General features: G+C 40.2%; 14 protein-coding genes, 1 pseudogene and 1 riboswitch. Of the genes and pseudogenes, 5 read left to right on the top strand and 10 right to left on the bottom strand.

The window, feature by feature from the left end; translation table 11 throughout:
- Window positions 1-7 precede the first annotated feature (7 nt).
- The 3 genes from MOJ78_RS02665 (at window position 8) to MOJ78_RS02655 (ending at window position 3,531) form a co-directional block, all read left to right on the top strand.
- Window positions 8-1,948, top strand: a complete 1,941-nt coding sequence (locus MOJ78_RS02665) for a sensor histidine kinase (RefSeq protein WP_304979685.1) — start codon at window positions 8-10, stop codon at window positions 1,946-1,948.
- A gap of 317 nt (window positions 1,949-2,265) precedes the next feature.
- A riboswitch (cyclic di-GMP riboswitch) is annotated at window positions 2,266-2,350 on the top strand.
- 28 nt (window positions 2,351-2,378) lie between these two features.
- Window positions 2,379-2,519: an anti-repressor SinI family protein gene (locus tag MOJ78_RS02660; RefSeq protein WP_304979684.1), complete on the top strand. Its 141-nt coding sequence runs from the start codon at window positions 2,379-2,381 to the stop codon at window positions 2,517-2,519.
- A gap of 313 nt (window positions 2,520-2,832) precedes the next feature.
- Complete coding sequence (locus tag MOJ78_RS02655; protein WP_304979683.1) at window positions 2,833-3,531, top strand: DUF1287 domain-containing protein; 699 nt, start codon at window positions 2,833-2,835, stop codon at window positions 3,529-3,531.
- A 123-nt stretch (window positions 3,532-3,654) separates the two neighbouring features.
- On the opposite strand, the gene MOJ78_RS02650 is transcribed toward MOJ78_RS02655, so the two are convergent.
- Complete coding sequence (locus tag MOJ78_RS02650) at window positions 3,655-4,860, bottom strand: S8 family peptidase (RefSeq protein WP_304979682.1); 1,206 nt, start codon at window positions 4,858-4,860, stop codon at window positions 3,655-3,657.
- 461 nt (window positions 4,861-5,321) lie between these two features.
- Between MOJ78_RS02650 and MOJ78_RS02645 the strand changes: the two genes are divergently transcribed.
- Both MOJ78_RS02645 and MOJ78_RS02640 read left to right on the top strand, forming a co-directional pair.
- The gene (locus MOJ78_RS02645) at window positions 5,322-6,644 is read left to right on the top strand and encodes a M14 family zinc carboxypeptidase (RefSeq protein WP_304979681.1); all 1,323 of its coding nucleotides are present in this window, start codon (window positions 5,322-5,324) and stop codon (window positions 6,642-6,644) included.
- Between the two features lie 159 nt (window positions 6,645-6,803).
- A complete protein-coding gene (locus MOJ78_RS02640) occupies window positions 6,804-7,439 on the top strand; it encodes an SDR family oxidoreductase (RefSeq protein WP_304979679.1) in 636 nt (211 codons plus the stop codon).
- Window positions 7,440-7,649: 210 nt separating this feature from the next.
- Here the strand turns inward: MOJ78_RS02640 and MOJ78_RS02635 are convergent, their stop codons facing one another.
- The 9 genes and pseudogenes from MOJ78_RS02635 to MOJ78_RS02595 form a co-directional block, all read right to left on the bottom strand.
- Window positions 7,650-9,017, bottom strand: a complete 1,368-nt coding sequence (locus MOJ78_RS02635) for a PTS ascorbate transporter subunit IIC (protein WP_304979678.1) — start codon at window positions 9,015-9,017, stop codon at window positions 7,650-7,652.
- Between the two features lie 30 nt (window positions 9,018-9,047).
- Window positions 9,048-9,314, bottom strand: coding sequence for a PTS sugar transporter subunit IIB (locus tag MOJ78_RS02630; RefSeq protein WP_304979677.1), 267 nt, complete (start codon window positions 9,312-9,314; stop codon window positions 9,048-9,050).
- 43 nt (window positions 9,315-9,357) lie between these two features.
- Complete coding sequence (locus tag MOJ78_RS02625; protein WP_304979676.1) at window positions 9,358-11,469, bottom strand: BglG family transcription antiterminator; 2,112 nt, start codon at window positions 11,467-11,469, stop codon at window positions 9,358-9,360.
- A 392-nt stretch (window positions 11,470-11,861) separates the two neighbouring features.
- Window positions 11,862-11,984 (bottom strand): annotated as a pseudogene (locus tag MOJ78_RS02620) (transposase); the annotation flags it as partial.
- Between the two features lie 445 nt (window positions 11,985-12,429).
- Window positions 12,430-13,590, bottom strand: a complete 1,161-nt coding sequence (locus MOJ78_RS02615) for an alpha-hydroxy-acid oxidizing protein (RefSeq protein WP_304979675.1) — start codon at window positions 13,588-13,590, stop codon at window positions 12,430-12,432.
- Between the two features lie 38 nt (window positions 13,591-13,628).
- Window positions 13,629-14,576, bottom strand: coding sequence for a ketopantoate reductase family protein (locus MOJ78_RS02610; protein ID WP_304979674.1), 948 nt, complete (start codon window positions 14,574-14,576; stop codon window positions 13,629-13,631).
- A 35-nt stretch (window positions 14,577-14,611) separates the two neighbouring features.
- Window positions 14,612-15,379, bottom strand: a complete 768-nt coding sequence (locus MOJ78_RS02605; protein ID WP_304979673.1) for an SDR family oxidoreductase — start codon at window positions 15,377-15,379, stop codon at window positions 14,612-14,614.
- Window positions 15,380-15,410: 31 nt separating this feature from the next.
- Complete coding sequence (locus MOJ78_RS02600) at window positions 15,411-16,745, bottom strand: TRAP transporter large permease (protein WP_304979672.1); 1,335 nt, start codon at window positions 16,743-16,745, stop codon at window positions 15,411-15,413.
- Entirely contained in the window at window positions 16,742-17,260 is a 519-nt protein-coding gene (locus MOJ78_RS02595; protein WP_304979671.1) for a TRAP transporter small permease subunit, read from the bottom strand. Before MOJ78_RS02595 ends, MOJ78_RS02600 begins: the two co-directional genes overlap by 4 nt.
- Between the last annotated feature and the right edge of the window lie 36 nt (window positions 17,261-17,296).

The raw sequence follows: 17,296 nt of genomic DNA, 5'->3' as shown, positions 1-17,296 counted from the left end.
GTTGCTTATGAAAAAGCGTATCTTTATGATAATGATGTTCTTACTCATATTGACGGGTTGCAGTGAAACCAAAAACAATGGATTCGCTGCGGCAAAAAACGGTGTAATCGACCTGACAGATTGGGTCCCACCAGAAGACGGAGCTGTGAAGCTAAACGGTGAATGGGCATTTTATTGGCACCACCTATTGGATCCAAACGATGATTTAACTTCATATTCACCTCTAATGATTAAGGTTCCTTCAATATGGAATGGTCTACTGTACCATAGTGAAACCTTGACTGGTGAAGGCTATGCTACCTATCATTTATCGGTACGAATGGATGTAGATACTGAAGAACAACTCATGGCATTGTACATTCCGACGATCGATACTTCGTACCGGTTATGGGTGAATGGACAGCTTACTGCTGAGAACGGAACCGTCGGAACAAGCAAACAGAACGCCTCCCCTAGATATAAACCGAACGTAATCACCTTTCGTGCAAGAGACAATACCTCGATTCTTCTACAAATCGCCAACTTCTCTCACTCGGAAGGCGGAATCATACAAGAAATCATATTAGGCAGTCCCGATCAAATTATCGATATGAAGCAGGACAAGGTCGCGTTGAACATCTTTGTTTTCGGAAGTCTTGTCATTATGGCTTTTTACCATATCGTACTCTTTGTCAAACGGACAAAGGACAAATCCTCACTTTATTTCGGGTTACTGTGCTTCATCGGTGCACTCCGGGCAATTATCGTCGACCAAATGTATCTGATCGAATGGTTTCCGAACTTCAACTGGTACCTTGCGTTAAAGCTTGAATATTTAACGGTGTATTTCGGAGCTTTTTTAGGTGTCTCGTTCATCCGATCCATGTTCCCAGCTGAAATGAACAAGTACATCTACTACTTTGCGAGCAGCGTTTCCATTCTTTTCAGTCTGTTCGTCATATGCTTTCCTGCCAAACTATTCACAGAAACGCTGTCAGCCTTTGAGATATTTCTTTTATTGCTGCTGGTATACATTCAATACGTCCAGGTCCTTGCATGTATCCGCAAACGAAATGCAGCACTGATCAGCAGCATAACAGGATTAATATTCTTAGGTTGTACAATAAACGATGTCCTATATTATGCTGGTGTTATATACACAGTGGATCTCCTGCCGATTGGATTCTTTCTTCTGATCATTTCACAATCAGTAAATCTATCATTGAAATTTGCAAAGTCTTTCCAGCGGGTTGAACAAATGACCAAACATTTAGAGGAGATAAACGTAACTCTTGAAGAAAAGGTTCGTAAGCGGACAAAGGATTTGGAACAAGCTCAATTTGAGACAGCTGCAATGCTTGCTGAAAAGTCGATCTTCCTGGAAAGAAGCCGAATTGCCAGAGAACTGCATGACATTCTCGGGCATATGTTAACCACGACAAGTGTACAGATTGAAGTTGCAAAAAAGGTTGTCGGTAAGGATGTCCGGCTAGCCATTGATAAAATGGACCTTTCCCAACAACTGATTCAAAAAGGGTTGAACGATATCCGAGGAACGGTTCACACACTAAAAGAAAATAACGAGCCAATCCTTTTTATTCCTTCTCTGAACAAGTTAATCGAAATGACGGAAATGACAACGAGCATTAAAGTTGATTCCCTTATTGAAGATACCGTTAACAACCTATCTCCAACAATTGAAAAAGTTGTTTATCACACCTTGCAGGAAGGATTGACAAATGGAATCCGCCATGGAGGCTGTACAAAGTTCATTTTCAGCTTATATATCGATTCAGAAAACAATCTACACTTTTCGCTCTCGGATAATGGGGTTGGCATAAATGAGCTAACGTTTGGGTTCGGTCTAACTTCAATCAAAGAAAGGCTGGAGGAACAAAACGGTAAACTCATGATTACTTCAAGTGACCAAATGGGCTTTGCCCTCGAATTCTCGATACCGATTGTTTGATCCTTATACTATGTAAACGTATTATCCGCGCCATTCAGCTGGCGCTTTTTGTTGTCAAAAAAACTGGAATCATAAGTCTTCATGTTGAACCATCTCACTACTCGTCACAATGGCATTTTTCCGGTCATTTTTATATGACCAATTCAATGACCGATTGTCACTATTTATATGACCACACTAACTAGTACACTAGATGTAGCACTTATTCATCATGCGCTTTCCAAAATATAGCTGATCGTTATGCCACTGGTTCATCATGTACAAATTAACTCTCCAACTTAGTGACTCACAACGTACATGTTTTTAAATTGAATTTATTCAGCTAAAGGCAAACCTAATGAAAGTTAGGGACGCAAAGCCACAGGTCTAATGTTCCTGAACGATGACGGCTGGGTTACCTGGAATACGGTTTGTATTTTAGGGGGATAAAATGGAAAAGCAAATGGTTCATCAAAAGGAAAAGCTTGATCCGGAGTGGGTAAATTTGATCATGGAAGCTTTGAAATCAGGAATCACTGAAACCGAAATCAAACTCTTCTTAAGGCAAGAAATAGCGAAACAGGATAGCTGATTGCATTCTAAACTGCAAACAAATACATAGTGTGGGCTGGACTCATGTTAACGAGTCAGCCCTCTTTTAATTGCGTTTCTAAGATTATAAAAAAATGTTGAATATTTTGTCACTCTACAACAGCAGGTGTTACAAAAAGTGATTCATAAAAAGGAAAAGGTGCAAAAAATTACATCGAATTTCTTACACAACCCGGCAGGAGGCAGACTATAGTCCGCTTTCATTTTTCGACCTAATTAAAAGGAGGGAACTTTATTTATATGTTCATCGTCATAATAGATGATAGGTTCAAAGTAACAAAAGGTGGGTAAAAATGCAGATGAAAAAAATACTTAAGGTCTTATTCTCTCTATTATTTGTCGGTCTTATCGCCTTCGTTTGCCTTTTCAGAGATGGGATCATTTTAGATACACTTGGCATTCATATTGACAATCCTTTTAAAAAGACGGTTCACGTACCTGATACGTATACAACTGTTGACCGGAACGAAAATGGAATTGCGGATCCAATCGATATCGTCAATGCAGCTCGTGAGGAAGTTGAGCAACGGACAGAATATCAAAGTGCCTACTATAATGGAGGGTATCCGCCTGATGATGAAGGCGTTTGTACCGATGTCATTTGGAGAGGCTTGCTTGGCGCAGATATCAATTTGAAGGATCTGATTGATCAGGATATTGCGGCTCATACGGACTTGTACCCGAGAGTAAATGGGAACCCTGACCCGAACATCGATTTCCGACGGGTTCCGAATCAACATGTCTATTTTGAACGCTTTACAGAATCGTTAACGACTGAACTCATTCCAGGAAATATTGAGAACCTGAAGAAATGGCAGCCAGGTGATGTTGTCATGTTCTTAGATGGATACCATCACGTTGTCATCATTTCAGATAAGCGGGCAAAGGACGGAACTCCTTATGTCATTCAAAATAACGAGCCCTTTGCATCTGAAGTTAAGCTGACGTCCTTCAGTACACCGATCGCTGCACATTACCGATGGAAGTATTGAGAAGCAATTAAGTCAATAAGGATAAAAACCGTTTCTTACCGTACGCGGGCATGACAAAAAAGTAGGGTGGACCTTGATATCCAAGGACCCACCCTACTCTATTAACCAATTATATTAACAATCTTAGTATCTTACAGCATCATAAGAATTGATTCGTCCATGTGCGAAGTCAGAACCAGTTCCTCTGATATTATCAGCAGTTTGTTCAATTGCCGCACGGATTTGAGCATTATTTCTTCCTTGTCCCGCTAAAAGCCCAGCTAGTCCCGCAACATGTGGGGAAGCCATCGATGTACCAGACATATACACATATTGATTATCCGGATACGTAGCAGCAATGTCCACACCTGGTGCGGCTACATCTACCCACGATCCGTAGTTGGAGAAGTTAGCAATACGATCTCTGCTGTCAACAGCTGCAACTGCAATCACATTTGCGTAAGAAGCTGGTTCGAATGTCGTACTAACGCCATCATTCCCTGCAGCCGCTATGACAACAGTTCCGCTGTTCCAAGCATAATTCACTGCGTCTTCCATTGCCTGTGTATCACAGTTACACCCGAGCGAAAGATTGATAACCTCTGCACCAGCATCAGCAGCATAGCGGATTCCGTCTGCAACATCAGCTAATGAACCGCTTCCATTCGCATCTAAAACCCGAACTGCTAGGATACTAGTATTCGGAGCCATTCCTGCAATACCCGTCGAATTGTTCGTCTCTGCCGCTGCTGTTCCTGCAACGTGTGTACCATGGCCGTTCAAGTCCATCGGATACCAATCATTGTCGACAAAATCGTAACCACGAATCGTTTTCCCGTTTAGATCGGGGTGATTATAATCGACTCCAGAATCTAGGACAGCAATCTCCTGACCACTGCTACCTCGTGTAATGTCCCATGCATAGTTTGTATATGTGTTCTGTGGTCCGTACTGATAACCGCTGTAATACGTATCATTTGGTGTCCATGTTGCCTTGAGCGTGTAGTTCGGCTCAGCATATTCTACGTTCGGATTGTTTTCTAATGCTTTCACAACCGCCTCAACATTACCAACCTTCAACACTTTAAATGGCGATTTCACAGCATCCTCATCTGGAACTACTTTAGCACCGACAGCTTTCAGAGCCTTACTTTTAGCTGCCTTATCAGCCTGATCTTTAAACTTTACAAGGACTTCCCCCAGTTCATAGCTTCCTTTTTCAACTGTGGCATTGACGGCTGGTGATTTTTCAGGCGACTCTAGTTGACCATTAGCGGCAGCACCTCCAACCATTGGAAAAAGTGTTAAAGACGCGGCGAGTGACAATACAGCAAACCTTTTTAATTTCATCCTACTCCTCCTTTAAATTGTAAACTCCTTGTAAATATTCATGAAAAAATAGGATAATCCTGCTGATTGGATATTGGGAAAATAAAAGTAATTTACCCCCGATTATCAGGGTTTTTTGAGCATCATTTTTCCATGTTTTCGACAATCCAATCGAACTGTGCCATTGGTCACTTCGATCCTTCAATTTCCAAACAATAACAAGGAGGAAATTCGTATCTTTCATTATATTTGAACAGTTCTTGCAGTCTTTTATCCTGTATTATAGTAAAGCGTTAATCGGTAGATTTTCCCTATGTACACTCATTTTTTGAAACTATAAAATTCATGTATAGAATATTTAGAATTTTAAACCTGAATAGGAGGTGTAACTATCTGTTCGATAGATGTTTAAATTTTTTTACTCATTTATTTCGATACCCTAAATTTCCGCGAATCTAAATAATATCAAGGAGGACTGAACAATGAAAAAAGTAACAAAAGTACTAATTCCTGCAGCATTCTTGCTATCAACGGTTGTATCAACACCGGCTTTTGCAGACCCACAAACAAACCCAAACGGTCCATATATTGAAAATGAACAAAACATTTCACTGTCGAACTTTATGACGAACCAAGAATTATATGATACATTGAAAAAACTTGAAGAATCTTCAAAAGGAAAAATGAAGCTTGAGGTAGCTGGTTATTCGAATCAAACACTAGATGGCTATGCAACGGAAGAAACTAAAGGAGAACCGTTATATGTCGCAAAGTTTGGGGATGCAGACCCCGATAAAAAAAGAATCCTGATTACAACCCAAATCCATGGCAATGAACAAATCGGGACAGAAGCCGCGATCGATATCATTCAAAAGCTTTCATCTGAAAGCCAGAGTGTGAATGATATCCTTGAAAATGTTTCGATCTGGATCATGCCGAGAATCAACCCGGAAGGTAACGACAACAAATACGAAGGGAAATGGTACCCGATCCGTTATACACACCAGACGTGGACACCAGAAGAAATCGGCCTTCCTGCAGACACGGAATCACCATGGTACTATAACGAGGATGGAAGTGAACGTGCGCAAAATAACAATGGCCGCATCGTTTATGGAATACCAGGGTATGATCAAAACCGCGATTATAATCCAAACTTGGATTTTGCTATCGAAGACTTAAATAAATCGGTAGTCACAACTTTTTTAAATAACGAAGCTACAAACAACAGCAATTACGGTGGTTATTATGTGACAGCCGAAGCAAGAACCATAACAAATGTGTTCCAGGAATTCCAACCGGATGTGTATGTCGATGTCCACCACCGCGGCTTTAATAAGCTGTCAGAAGAGGATGATCGTTCCGTTCCAGTCCAGCTTGCGGCAGTAGTGGCGACAGAAACATATACAGATCCTTTTACAGGAAAGGAATACGACGTAGATGCGGACGCACTTAAATTAGGAAAACAGGTGAATGCCCTCACCTACCTTACTTTACAAAGAGGAAACTCCCATTACGGAGCCATTCAAAAGTATCCTGACGTAAATCTTCCAGGAACGTCACTTGGTGCATTTGCTCTGAATGATGCCGCTATCATGCTGATTGAAATTAAAGGGCAAAGCCAAACCCTGGGTCAAAAACAAAGCGGTATGCTAAAGGAAACGGTCAAAGCCCCGCTTTATGAAGTATTTGAAGCCTTAGCCGATGGCTCGATTCATAATATCAACCCTACGGTTTACGATGATATCCCAGAAGCATCGAACCGAATCAGCGATCCTACAACAAGGGAAGATGACGCATTTTAAGGGCAAAAATCAAAGTATGCTGAGCGTGGGAAATGTCCCTCGCTCTTTTTATAGAGATAAGGCTCGTACTTATGAAACTGTTCCAAACAGACAATTTTAAATAAGGAGTTCCGGGGTTTATAATAGGTTAGGAACGAATAATACGAGGAGGATGACAAAATGAAGGTGCTCGTCATTGGAGCTAATGGACAAGTCGGCAAACAACTCGTTGAATTACTCGGAAAAAGTGAACATGAAGTAACAGCAATGGTAAGGGATACAGACCAGATTCCAACGATGGAAAAGCTCAGTGCAAAAACCGTTACTGGAAATCTCGAGAAGGACTTCTCACATGCAGTCGCTGGTGCAGATGCAGTTATTTTTACAGCTGGGTCTGGCGCACATACAGGTTATGACAAGACAATCCTCATCGATCAGGAAGGCGCAATCAAAGCAATGGATACTGCTAAATCACTTGGCGTGAAACGATTCATCATGTTGAGTTCCATCATTCCAAAAAGGCTTGCAGATGCACCGGAATCAATGAAGCCATATTATGCTGCTAAAAACCGTGCGGATGAATATCTCAAAGGAACCAACCTGGATTACACGATCGTTCGCCCAGGACGATTAACGAATGAACCAGGTTCAGGCAAGATTGATGCTGCTGTATCGTTAGGCTACAAATCATCAATCCCAAGAGCAGATGTTGCTCATGTTCTATTTGAAACGCTTGAACAAGAAAACACATACAGCAAAACTTTTGAAATTTTATCTGGCGATGATTCCATCTCAAAAGCACTAAGAAATGTTTGATACACAAAACTCAGGCCTTCCCTGGACAAGGAAGGCCTTTTTTATAACGTAATTAAGACACACCTCGGCAGGAGACAGACTATAGTCCGCTTACATATTTCGCCGTTACGTTTTTTGTGGAATGTCCATCATGAAATGTATTTTAAAAACGTAAAAAGAGAAGAGCCGACAATAACTCGACTCTTCCACAGTTACATGATTACAACTAATTTAAGCGGCTTCAGTATTATTTTTACTCTTGTTGGCCTTAGTTTTCCATCCTAGTAAGAATAGGAGGCCTATCAATCCTAAAATTGCAATAAAGACAATCATATTGGACTCAATTAATCGGATAAGGTTTCCAAGAACAATACCGACTACGCCAAAGTCTGCATCTCCAAATGTCGTCCCTTCAAATCCAAGGGAGCCAAGTACTGGAAGCAATAACGCGGGTAAAAAGCTGATCATTACTCCGTTGGCCATCGATCCGAAGATCGCCCCTTTTCGTCCGCCAGTTGCATTTCCGAATACTCCGGCAGCAGCTCCCGTGAAAAAGTGTGGTACCAACCCTGGAACGATGACTTTTAAACCTAATAATGGCAAGAATAACATGCTTACTAGTCCAGCGATGAAGCTAAAGAAAAATCCGATGATGACAGCATTACTCGCAAACGGGAAAATGGCTGGACAATCAAGCGCTGGTTTTGCATTCGGTACGATTTTATCAGCAATCCCTTTAAATGCTGGGACAATCTCGCCTAGGAGCATTCTAACTCCGGCAAGGATAATGTACACTCCTGCTGCAAAAGTAAGACCTTGCATAAAGGCAAAGACAAGGAAGTTTTGCCCTCCACTTAATTCTGCTTCAACAAATGAAGGTCCTGCAAAGCTTGCAACGACGAAGAAAAGAATTGCCATGGTTAAGGAGACTGAAACGGAAGTATCACGCAGGAACCCAAGTGATTTAGGCACTTTAATTTCTTCAGTGGATCTAGAGCCTTTTCCTACCGCTTTCCCGACCAGAGCGGATACGTAATAACCAATTGACCCAAAGTGCCCTATTGCAAAGTCATCAGATCCTGTTACTTTACGAGTGAAAGGCTGTAACATGGCCGGGGATAGCACCATCAATGCTCCCAGAATAATTGCTCCAAGGATGACCATAGAAGCTCCGGAGAATCCTCCAGTAGTCAAGATGACTCCGATCAAGCAGGCCATGAACATCGTATGATGCCCTGTTAAAAAGATATACTTAAAAGGTGTAAAACGCGCAAAGATTATGTTAGCAATCATACCGAACAACATAATCATCGCCGTTTCTGTACCAAAGCCTTTTTGAGCTAAAGCAACAATTGCTTCATTATTCGGAATGACCCCATCTACGGCGAATGCTTTATTGAACATACTACTGAACTGTCCTAATGATTGGACAAGTACACTTGCTCCTGCACCCAGGATGACGAAGCCCATGACCGTTTTCAGTGTACCTGACACGACTTCTCCGGAATTTTTACGTTGTACAATAAGACCGATCAATGCGAATAAACCAACAAGAATTGCAGGTGTTCCTAATATATCCTTCATGATTAAATCAACCATGTGTAACGCCCCTTTCGTTTCAAAATTGACTTACAAATTATTTTCTAGTGCTGCACGAAGCTCGTTTTTATCCATCAGGTTCTTAAGCTTGACAACATTTTTCTTTCCATCTTCTAAACTCTCAATAATGTCCTCTGACCCTAAAAATAAATCAGCTTGTTCAGTCTTAGCTGTTGAAAGGTCAGTATGAGATACGTCAGCCTCTTTACCCATTTCCTTCAGGGCAGCCTTAACATTCATTTCTACGATCATGCTGCTTCCTAAACCATTTCCACAAACGACTAATACTTTTTTCATTTTCAAATTCCCCCTTAATTTTTCAGCCACTCGAACAACCTCTTTAAGCTTTTACAGATTGATCAATCACTTGAAGTACACTTACGCTATCATTGGCTCTGATTAAACGATCGATATTCTCTTCATTTGATAAAACCTCTGTCAACTGTGCCAGCGCTTTAAGATGTGTTTGGTTGTCTATTGCAGCTAATACGATAATCAATTGCGCTCGGTGTTTTTCCTTTTCGGAAAAATAAACAGGCTCCTTCAATCGCAACAAGCTCATCCCTAACCGTTCCACACCCTTTTCTGGACGGGCATGGGGTATTGCAATGCGTGGAGCGATCACGATATAAGGTCCTAGATCCTTTACATTTTCAATCATCGCTTCCACATAGTCCGAACGGATGGAATCTTGATTGATCAAAGGTTGGGCAGCGACATGGATCGCCTCTTCCCAATTGGACACCTTGTCTTTGAATTGTATGGTTTGTTTTGTCAGTAGTTCGTTGAGCATTGGTTTCCTTAGCTCCTTTGTCCGTGGTGACTTTGACTCTAATAACTGAGTCAATTCTCTCTTTAGATCGTCTTTTTCATGTACGGTGGCGTGTCGTTCTACGATATCTAACACGTGATCTGTCAGGTTCTTTGATGCATGATCCGCATCAAAGAGTTCATTCATGTTCTGTATGACGTGTTCTTTTTCAATCGTTGATAAAATTGCCGGTACATGTATGACTGGAATGCTTTTCGGTTTGATGAAGTTGGTTGAAAAAATGACATCTGCATCATACTTATTTGTGCGGAACTCCCGCATTGAAAGGGTAGCGGTGACATCGAGCCCTGCAATCAAATTTTCCAATTGTGTCTTGAGCATGTTAGAAGTACCGATTCCATTTTCACAGACGATGATTGCTTTGAATTTCGTTTCCACTTGCTTCTTTTCTTTTGTAAGCCAACCCCCAAAGTGTAAAGTAATGTACGCGATTTCTTCATCTGGAATCGGCTGGCCTACATAGTACTCTAAGTGCAACATCACACGTTTGGTCAAATGATAGATGTCTTGATAAGTTTCTTTGATGCTTTCTGATAATTCGTTCGCAATTTGCACACCATATTTCAGGCGGTAATAAGTCGGCTTAATATGAGAGATAAGGTTCTCTTCAAGCCCCTTCCGATCGTCAAAAATGACACAGGAATACGTTTGGAAGTCAGAAATCATACGATGAACGACTTGCCTAAGCCCCTTCAGTTCCTTTTCTGTATATCGACTGAAATCATCATGTTGCACTTTTGACCCAAGGAGATTCATTGTAATGAAGCAAATCTCATCCTCTGGAAAATCAAATCCCCATAATTCCTTAAACTTTTCTGTTATAAGCAAGGAAGCATGGTAGGCGTCAGTACGTTGAAGCACTTCCTTCTCCTCTGTATTTACACGTACGAAATTCTTTAAACGAATCCGCCTCATGATGATCAAGAGTTGAATGGAAAGGACCTCTACCATTTCATCGGTAAGAGTCAGTCCCAATTCTTTTTCTGCTTCATAAAGCAGATCTTTTACAGTACTTCTCTGATCAGAATCCTGTAACGACACGTCTGCTTCGGGTTGGAGCATCCTATGAATTTCGTTCCGGACGTTTTGCCATTCCTTATGAGAATAAATTGTTGACAGGACTTCTGAAAGCATCTTCCTCTTAGATTCTTCAGAGCCAGACAAGTGATAACCTATTCCTTTTGTATAAAGCAAATCCAAATGGTGTTGCTTAAAGTCTCGTTTAATAGCCTTGATTGCTTTAGCGACGGTTCCTCGACTCATACTCGTCAATTCCATGAAACTATCTATTGACGCCTCTTGCTCTTCAAGTAAAATCTTCGCTTTGATGAGTAATTCACGCTCTTGTTTGGATAATTGATAGTGCCAATCATCAAAACCTTCTGTATTGTGAACTGCTATCTTACTCCTAGACTTATCCGGTAAATAAACACCTTTACCATGGATGCTTTCAATCGGTTCCAGCCGTTGATCGATCAACCAACTATTGATCTGATCTAAGTCATAATAGATTGTGCGTTGAGACACCCTCATCTTTTCGACTAGATCCTTTGTTGGAACCGGGGTAGTAGATTTTTGAATGATGGATAATAAGTGTGCACGCCTTTTATCCAATACCATCGGGATCCCCCTAATCTATAGAACTATCTGATTATATTTTTTGCAATAATGTACTGTTATTAAATAGATGATCATCTCATAAACTCATTATAATCCTTTTATAAAGCCGATGTAAGTGTTTTCAATGTGTAAAATTTGTATAATCAAAATTTGCAAAAGTGAACGGATGGAATTAAGGGAGCTTCAATTTAGAATCAACAAAAAACGAGGCTTACCCAATACATCTATAAAAAGCAGATGAGGGGGTTGCCTCTTTTTTCTGTTTTCCTGATTTTGGAGTGGAAAGGCGAGAAAATATACCCCCAATTGAGAATGTTCAGGGGGCACATTACGACGCTGGTTTAACTTTCAATACCCATTTCTTTAAGTTATGGACATCGGAAACTAAGTCACATGAAGTAGATGTTTGCTTCAAGGACTTTTTCAATTATACGGCATGAATAAATTCGTTCGGAATAGACATAGACCAGGATTTCCAACATCATTTTCGGGTGGTAACTGCTGTGGCAGCCACCTTAATACAAGAATCAGTTGGTCCATGTTATATTCAATAAAAAAAATATGATCGTGTTTCATAAAAGGGGCTGATTCAAAAGATAAATCCCTTTAAATTATTTCAGTCTTCCTACCATTGCAAGAAGTTTTATATAATTGATGAAAAATGAAGTTGTAAGTGCAAATTCTTATTTATGGAAGTGTTTACGGCCTTTAATTAAAGGGAAAATGGAGGTTTATCGTGTAACTCGGTTTTTTCTCGTGTAACACATATATTTGGCTTGTAACTTGAACGATCAGGAGGGACTGACGATTTTGAGTCAGCGCCCCCTTGTGTTTCAGTCGAAAATAGATAAAAAAAGGGGTGGACCGAAGAACTTATTCCAATGTCCTTTCGGGTCGTCCCCTTTTTTATAGTATCAGGGACTCTTTGTGCAAACTTCGGATTGAACCTGGTAATCCTTTTTATCTTTGACGAACAAGTAAGGATGAGTCTATTTCATTAATTGAACGGACACCAGAAAGTGCCATTGACACATCAAGCTCTTTTTGAATTTGCTGAATTACTCTTTTGACACCAGCCTCTCCCCCGGTAGCCAAACCATACATAAATGGTCTTCCGAGAAGGACAGCCGAAGCACCGAGTGCTATTGCTTTTAGGACATCCGTTCCCCTACGGATTCCACTATCGAATAACACGGGGATTTCACCCTGGATGACTTGACATATTTTCTCTAAGGCATCCAATGAGGCAATTCCATGATCTAATTGTCGACCTCCATGATTAGAGACAATCAATCCGTCCACATAGTTTAAGGCTATCTTTGCATCTTCCGGATCGACAATGCCTTTTAATAAAATCGGGAGTTTGCTATACTTACGGATTTTCTCAATATCTTCCCAAGTGAGTGATGGATTCTCAAACAATTCCATTTGTTTTTGAATTGCCGCCTTCATGTCTTTTCGTGGGGATTTCTCTAACATCTCACAAAAGGCTGGATCCGATATGTAGTTGCCATTTCCTTTACCTTCTTTTAATGGAGAATAACTATTTTGGAGATCAAATTCCCTATGGCCAAGTACAGGTGTGTCGACGGTAACTACAATCGCAGAATAGCCACAAGCCTCTGCCCGTTTAACCATACTTTCTGTTACACGATCATTATTTGAATTGTAGAGCTGGAACCATCGAGGACTGTCTCCCATCTCATTTGCAATTTCCTCCATAGAATATGTTGCAGCTGTACTTGTAATAAACGGGATATCCATATCGGCCGCTGCTCTAGCCGATGCCAGCTCTCCTTCAGGGTGAGCAATTGTCTGAACCCCGATTGGTGCAAGTAGAAGTGGAGAACTGATTCTTTTACCAAATAGTGAAATTGACAATTCTCTGTTGGAAACGTTACGGAGGACTCGATGTGAGATCTGCCAATTATTGAACGCTTTCCTGTTCGACCTCAATGTAGCTTCTTCACCAGATCCTCTAGCAATATACTCAAAGGCTTCTTTTTGTAAAATATTTTCAGCCTTTTGTTTCCATTCCCTTATTGAAGCGGGCAGTCTATTCCCTGAGCCTGATTCTTCTTGATGATACAATGCATCTATATTTTGTTCCTCGATTTTCACGAATACCATCCCCAGTCCATGTAATTAAACACTAAATTTTATGTACTCGTCACGATTTTGGAATAACTGCTTTCAATTATTTTCACTAAACTAGTCATCATTTCATTGTATGGGGTTGGAATAGAGTGGGATGCACCGTACTTGGTAACAGCACCATTGATTACATCTATTTCGGTTTTACGTTCATTTATGACATCCGTTAGCATTGACGATTTATTTTTACCAATTTCTTCGATTCCCATCTCAATACATTCTCTTACAGGCTGTTGGAATAATAGATTAATCCCTTTGGCATCAGCTACACTCACTGCTTCCTCAACTAATTTTCTTACTACTTCTTTACCCTCCACAGGAAGGACAACATCTGCGTTTTTCAATCTAGTTACTGCAGTTAAGCCATTGTAAGCCACATTCACCAATAATTTACTCCAAATTACTGATTGTACGTCATCCGAAACATATGTTTTTAAACCACTTTTTGTCAACATATCAGCAATCTTTTGAAGACCATTTGACTCCGTTTTTTTGCTAGAAAAGCCGATGAAAGTTTTCCCCCAAGCACGGTGGGCGATAAGACCAGGCTCAATAATCCCTGCACCACATCCTGCACCCCCTGCTCCCACAAGACTATTCGGAACCATTTGTTCTAACCGTTCAATATTTCCAACTCCATTTTGAAGTGTTAGGATTATGGATTCCTCATCCATCGTATGCAATATCTGATTTAAAACCTTTTCGGTCGCAAAAGTCTTAACTAAAATAATAATCAAATCATATCTTTCAGCAAGATTTTTAGGATCGGTCACGACAGGAATATCCACATTTGAAGTCGTTCCATCTCTCTCAATAATGCGTAAACCTTCTGCTTCAATCGTCTTCATATGATCATTTTTCCTATTAAAAAGGGTTACATCAAAGTTAGATTGCTTTAATTTCCCTCCAAACAGACAGCCCATCGCTCCAGCACCAACTATTAAGGTTTTCAATGGTTACCTCCATTCTTTAAATTTGTTCCGGACAATTACACTCCTCTTCCACCATCCACATTCAATATTTCACCAGTAACCGATTTAGCCTGATCAGACGCAAGATAGAGTGCTGCATATGCGATATCTTCAGGTTGAATCAATGACCCTAGAGGGACACTATCAACAAATATTTTCTTTTTCGCCCCATCGATATCTGCTTCATTTCCAGGTAAAAACTGATTAATCATTGGTGTTTCGGTTGGGCCAGGATTAATAGCATTCACTCGAATTTTATGCGGGGCAAGCTCTAATGCTAAAGACTTAGTCAACATAAGGGCAGCACCTTTTGAAGCACAATAGGCATTCAATCCCGGTCGTGCTCGAACACCAGCTATTGAGGCGATATTTATAATGGTACCTTTCTGATTATTTTTCATAAAAGGTACTGCATGCTTTGCCGATAAATAAATGGATTTTAGATTTACATCCATAATACGGTCCCATTGTTCTTCGCTTAACTCCTCAATTGGCGTAAAAGACTGTGGGACTCCGGCACAATTTACGATAATATCTAATCCATTGAATGTTTCTATCGTTTCTCCTATCAATGAAGCAAAATCTTCGTCTTTTGAAACATTAGCTTTGACCAGTTTAATCTGATCCGGATTACAAGAGGCAGAAGCACTTTCCAATCCTTCCCGATTTAAATCTGTAAGCGTGACATTGGCACCGTATTTTACAAAGGTTTGTGCAATGGATTTACCCATACCCGAAGCTGCCCCCGATACGATGGCAGTTTTATTTGATAATAAATTTTCCATAAATATTCATCCCTTCTAGAATTCTAATCTATTATTCAATCATTAGGTTCGGTAACCATGTAATCAATTCAGGGAATAGGATTAGTAAAATAATGGCCAAAATTTGCAGACCAATAAATGGAATAACACCTTTGTAAATATGGGAAGTTGTAACTTCTGGTGGAGCTACCCCTTTTAAATAAAAGATTGATAAGGCGAATGGCGGACTCAAAAAGCCAGTCTGCATCGTAACCATTACCAGTAAAGCAAACCAAAGTGGATCATATCCTAATCCATCTGCAATTGGAGAAATAATCGGAATTGCGATCATAATAATTGCAATTTCGTCAAGGAACATACCCATAAGAAAAATGATAACAAGCATTGCCAAAAGAATACCCCAAGCAGGAAATGGCAAACTTAACAACATATTTTCAACAACCTGATTTCCGCCTAATCTAATAAAAACAATCGTAAAGATTCCAGCACCTATTAAAATCATAAATGTCATTGCGGATACTGTAGTAGCACGATATACCGATTCCTTTAAATTTTTAAAAGAAAGCTTTTTATAGGCGGCAGCTAATAGCAAAGCAGCTAATGCTCCGATCCCTGCTGCTTCTGTAGGGGAAGCAATTCCAAAGAATATCGTACCTAGCACTGCAAGCATCAACAAACCGACTGGCAATACCGATGTAGCTAACAAATAGAGTTTTTTAGATAATGGTATATTGACCTCAGACTTTGGAAGTGGTGGGCCATGTTCAGGTTTGATAGAGCAATGGATGATAACATAGATCACATATAACAGAGACAATAATATTCCTGGGAAAATGGCCGCCATAAATAATTTCCCTACAGAAATTCCAGCTACAGGGCCATAGATCAAAATGATGACGCTTGGAGGTATGAGTACTCCCAATGTTCCTCCCGCCGTTATAGAACCAGTAGCAAGCGGTATATTGTATTTATGCTTTAACATGGCAGGTAATGCCAATACCCCCATCGTAACTACTGATGCATTAACGACCCCTGTGGCAGCTGCGAAAATAGTTGACGTGATTACCGTCGTAACCGCCAAGCCCCCAGGTAATCTGCCTAGAATCACATGCATCGCATCATATAATCTGGCGGCTAGTCCAGATTTTTCAATGATTACTCCCATAAATACAAATAAAGGGACGGCAACCAATAAATACTCACTAAAAGTTCCGTAAATTTCAAACATGGAAAAACTGATTACAGATGGACCGATGAATATCAATCCGAAAATAGTGGCTAATCCGCCAAGAACGAATGCAACAGGATATCCCATCACAAGGAAAAACACCATGCAAAGTACCATTAATGCCGTAATAACGTAGGGATTCATGAGTATAATACTCATACCTTATCATCTCCCTTAAACAATCGAATAATGTCTCGTAAAAACTCTATGAATCCTTGAAGTAGAAGCATGATCAGACCCAATAGAATCCACGCTTTAAATGGCCATATTAAAGGAAGCCAGCTTCCATATGAACTTCTTTCCCCTATAGTAAAAGATTTTATAGTATTCGGGATCATCTGCTTGACGATTAAAAACCACATCGGGAAAAAGAAAAGTAATGTAAAGATAATAGATAGGATTAATTGCATCTTTCTAGACAACTTGTTATAGATAATATCTATATTTACGTGATTTTTTGTTTGTAACGTGTATGCCATTGCCATCATGATTAAAAAGCTTGAAAGGAAATAAGACATTTCGTAACTCCATATTGTTGGAGAGTTAAACATGTATCGCGAAATTACTTCATAAACGATAGTTAGGATTAAAACCACGATGGCCCAAGCGGATACTTTCGCTGCTTTTTCATTAAACCAATCAATTCCAGCACATACTTTATTGAAATATCTCATATGTGTGACTCCTTTTTATTCAGAAAGAGCGCAGGC

Origin of the sequence: Alkalihalobacillus sp. AL-G, assembly GCF_030643805.1 — a bacterium.
Classification (GTDB): domain Bacteria; phylum Bacillota; class Bacilli; order Bacillales; family Fictibacillaceae; genus Pseudalkalibacillus.
The sequence above is the reverse complement of the archived record's forward strand: the minus strand, read 5'-3'. Positions and strand labels throughout refer to the sequence as shown.